Source organism: Deinococcus humi (assembly GCF_014201875.1).
GTDB classification, from domain to species: domain Bacteria; phylum Deinococcota; class Deinococci; order Deinococcales; family Deinococcaceae; genus Deinococcus; species Deinococcus humi.
In genome coordinates, this window is the sequence record NZ_JACHFL010000049.1 from 1 (window position 1) to 3,694 (window position 3,694).

At 64.5% G+C, this 3,694-nt stretch carries 5 protein-coding genes; 1 reads left to right on the forward strand and 4 read right to left on the reverse strand.

Annotated elements, in window-relative coordinates; genetic code table 11:
• Positions 1-135: 135 nt before the first annotated feature.
• From HNQ08_RS26925 to HNQ08_RS26940, 4 genes are all read right to left on the reverse strand, one after another.
• Positions 136-492, reverse strand: a complete 357-nt coding sequence (locus HNQ08_RS26925; protein WP_184138532.1) for an antibiotic biosynthesis monooxygenase family protein — start codon at positions 490-492, stop codon at positions 136-138.
• Positions 493-562: 70 nt separating this feature from the next.
• Positions 563-940: a hypothetical protein gene (locus HNQ08_RS26930; protein ID WP_184138534.1), complete on the reverse strand. Its 378-nt coding sequence runs from the start codon at positions 938-940 to the stop codon at positions 563-565.
• An 82-nt stretch (positions 941-1,022) separates the two neighbouring features.
• Positions 1,023-1,751: an ABC transporter ATP-binding protein gene (locus HNQ08_RS26935; RefSeq protein ID WP_184138536.1), complete on the reverse strand. Its 729-nt coding sequence runs from the start codon at positions 1,749-1,751 to the stop codon at positions 1,023-1,025.
• A gap of 77 nt (positions 1,752-1,828) precedes the next feature.
• On the reverse strand, positions 1,829-2,911 hold the full coding sequence (locus tag HNQ08_RS26940; RefSeq protein WP_184138538.1) for an ABC transporter permease: 1,083 nt from the start codon (positions 2,909-2,911) through the stop codon (positions 1,829-1,831).
• A gap of 122 nt (positions 2,912-3,033) precedes the next feature.
• Between HNQ08_RS26940 and HNQ08_RS26945 the strand changes: the two genes are divergently transcribed.
• A complete protein-coding gene (locus HNQ08_RS26945) occupies positions 3,034-3,570 on the forward strand; it encodes a PadR family transcriptional regulator (protein ID WP_184138540.1) in 537 nt (178 codons plus the stop codon).
• Positions 3,571-3,694: the final 124 nt, after the last annotated feature.

A 3,694-nucleotide genomic window follows, 5' to 3' on the forward strand; every position in this document is an offset into this window, starting at 1 on the left:
CTGGCAGCAGGTCGTGGAACAGGCGGCCTGAAGTTCAGGCCGCTTACGTACCTGACTTCCCTCTGCTTTCTGATAGCCAACAACTTGCCACAACCCCTACTCGGACATCCCGTTTCGCTCTGGCTGACGCCCTGCTCAGTGACTGCCAAAGGCTTTGCCGCGCGGCTCCGGTGTCAGATCAGGGCGGCTGGAATCCTGAATGACCTCGTGAATCTCCAGTTTGTTGGGACCGCTGAACGCCTCTTTCGGGAGCGAACTGGAGCGGGCGTGGCCCTTGATGAAGGCGTCGGAACTGGTCCACGCCTCAAACTCTTCCCGGCTGTTCCACAGCGTCAGCACGACATACGGTTCGCCGGGATTGACGGGGCGCAGCACCTGGTTGCTGACGAAGCCGGGCATCTCATCCACCAGCCGGGCGCGGTCCAGAAAACGGGCTTCAAAGGCTTCGGCGTATTCGGGATGGACGGCAATGCGGTTCATGACGGTGATCATCGGTGGTTCCTCCGTGGGTTGAGGGTCTAAGGGTGGGTTTGCAGTGGGGCGCGGCCTGTACCGCAACGCTTTAGGCCGCCGCCACCCGGCCTTTCAGCGCGCGGCCCGCGATGATCTCGGAGAACGCGATGGCCCCCACGCCGAGCAGCAGATGGAAGACCTGGATGATCCAGTGCAGGTCACCCGGCAGCAACCGGAGTTGCAGCACCCCGATGGCGGGAACCACCAGGCCCCAGACGAGGGCCAGCCCCAGCAGCCCCGGCGCGACGCCTCGTCCGAAGCCGAGAACGGCCAGCAGCAGCAGCGCTACCGTCACGAGGTAGCCCAGGCCCTGATGGGCGCTGAGCAGGGCGTACCCGCTGCCGCCCCAGAAGGCCAGCCCCATGCCCAGGGCCACGATGCCAGCAATGCGAATGATCCAGCGAAGAACGGTGATGGGGGTGGTCATGGCAGCACTCCTTGAGCGGTCAGGCTGATGGGAATGGGTGGATAAAGAAGAAGGGCCTCGGTCAGGAAATGGGCGGGCCACCCTACTCCCGGAGCCGCCCGTCCACGATGCTCACCACGCGGTCACACAGGTCCAGCACGCGCTCGTCGTGCGTGACCATTACGGCGGCCTTGCCCCGTTCATGCACCTGCTGGGCCAGCAGTTCCACCACTTCACGGCCCCGGACACTGTCGAGGCTGGCGGTGGGCTCGTCGGCCAGGATCAGTTGCGGATCGTTCATCAGCGCGCGGGCGATGGCGACGCGCTGACGCTGCCCACCGGAGAGGGCGTCCGGAAAATGCCGGGCCCGTTCCGAGAGGCCCAGCAGTTTCAGCAGGTCTTCGGCCCTCTGACGGGCGTCCCGGCCATCCTCACCCGCCAGATGCGGCACCAGGGTGAGCTGCTCACGGACGTTCAGGTACGGAATCAGGTTGCTGCTTTGGAGGACAAAACCGAGATGCTTCAGCCGGAAGGCAGGCAGCCCTGCGTCAGAGAGGGCCGTCAGATCCTGACCGGCGATCCTGACCTGCCCGGTGGTGGGCCGCAACAGCGCCCCAGCGATCGACAGGAAGGTACTCTTGCCGCTGCCGGAGGGACCGTTGACGGCCACCAGTTCGCCGGGTTGCACCGCCAGTGTGGCCGGATGCAGGGCCGTGATTGTGCCGTCACCGTCGCCGTACGTCTTGCTGACGCCCTGCAGCGAGAGGGTGGGGGTGGTCAGGGCGGCGTGCGGGATGGAGGCGAGGTGCAGACGTTCGGTGGTCAGGGTCATGACGTGCTCCTGCTTGAGAAAAAGAGATGAAGGGTCAGGGGATTTGCGTTTGAAGGGGCGACGGGCCCCAACAAGCTTCAGGTCACGGTGCCAATGGCGATCAGCGGATCAACCCTTGCGACGGTGCGCAGGCTCAACAGGCTGCTCAGGGCGGCCACCACGATCAGCAGACCTGAGGCCGCCAGCAAGGTGGGCAGGGTCAGCGCGAACGGTATGCCGGCGGGCAGCTGGCTGACGATCCCCATGGTGACCAGGGCGGCAATCATCACGGCAATAACGGTCAGGAACAGCATCTGCGCAACCAGGCTTCCTGCCAGGGTGCGGGTGCTGGCCCCGATGGCCTTCAAGAGGCCGAACTGTGGGGTCTTCTGGAGGGTCAGCACGTAGAAGAACACGGCCAGCACGAAGGCGGCAACCACCACCAGGAACACCTGGATCATCGTCAGGCTGCCCTGCTCTTCCTTGTAGCCGGGCAGCACTTGCAGCGCCTGGGCGCGGGTCAGGACGCTGAGACCGCCCAGGTCGCTGATCTGGCTGGTGACAGCGGCGTCGGTCTGGAGAGCCACCGCGCTCACGCTGCCCCGGGTGCGGGGATTGAGGGCCTGCCAGCGGTCCAGCGTCACAAAGACCACTGGCTGGTGGTTGAGGCGCGCGGCCTGGGTGAAGCCCAGGACCTGGAGCGTTTCCCCACCGGGCTTGAGGGTGAGCGTGTCGCCGAGTCCCACGCCGTCTTCCTGGAGTGAGCTGTCCACGACGGCTCCGCGGACGCCCGCCTTCAGGCCCTGACCATCGGTGACGTCCGGGGCCAGGAAGCTTTCTGGATCGATACCCAGCAGCACGCCGCTGAGCTGGGTGCCGTCCGTTCCGTCACTGAAGCTCGCGAAGCTCTGGGCCAGGGGTGTGGCGGCGCTTCCGCCAATCGCGGTGACGGCCTTGACGTCGTCGGGACTGAGGAACGAGCGGCTAAACACGCCCGCGGCGTCGCGGGTGGTGACGAAGTGACGGGCTGGGGTGGCGATCAGCAGAGCGGCGTTGTCCTGGGCCAGCCCACGGGTCAGGCCGGTGAGCATAAAGACCATGAAGGCGATCAGGGCGACGATGCCGCCGATCAGGACGGAGCGGAAGCGGTAGTGCTGGAGTTCGCGGAAGGCGAGAAACATGGCGGAATCCTTTCGATGAGAGAGGGCGACCCAAGGTCTGGTTTGATTAGTCCATTTTGACTAATCTCGTCTTGACTTTAGATGGCCTTGCGGGAATAGTCAAGGCTGGACTAACCTGACGTATGTCCAGCGATCCAAACACCCTGCTGCTGCTCGGCCTGCTCAAAAGCGAGCGTCAGCACGGCTACCAGCTCAACGATTTCATTGAGAAAAACCTCTCCCGCTTCAGCACCCTCAAAAAAGCCACCGCCTACGCCGCTCTCGAGCGGCTGGAGAAAAAGGGGCTGATCGAAGCCACCACTGAGCAGGAAGGTCACCGTCCAGCCCGGCGCGTCTACGGCCTGACACCCAGCGGCGAGGCGCATTTCTTTGAATTGCTGCGTGAACACCTCGCGCGGCCTGAACCGGTGGCCTTTTACGGTGACCTGGGCATGATGTTTGTCAACCAGCTTCCGAACGCGGAGGTGATCAGCCTGCTGGGCGAGCGCGCAAGGCAACTGGACGCGCAGATCGCCGAGCTCGAACGCGTCCCCGTCCATGAGGGGGCCATCGGACAGGGCCTGTTCGGTGTGGACCTGGCGGTCTCCCGTCAGCTGGCGTTGCTGCGGGCGGACCTGGGGTGGCTGAGGCAGACCCTCACTGGTCTGGGACAGCCCTAATCACGTTGTCTCTGCGAAATCAAATTCCGCGGTTGTGGCAAGTTGTTGGGGTAGGGTGACGCGGTGCTGAGTGGTCAGAAGCTTCCTGGGTACCGATTCCCTCTCGCCGTGATCGGCTACGCCG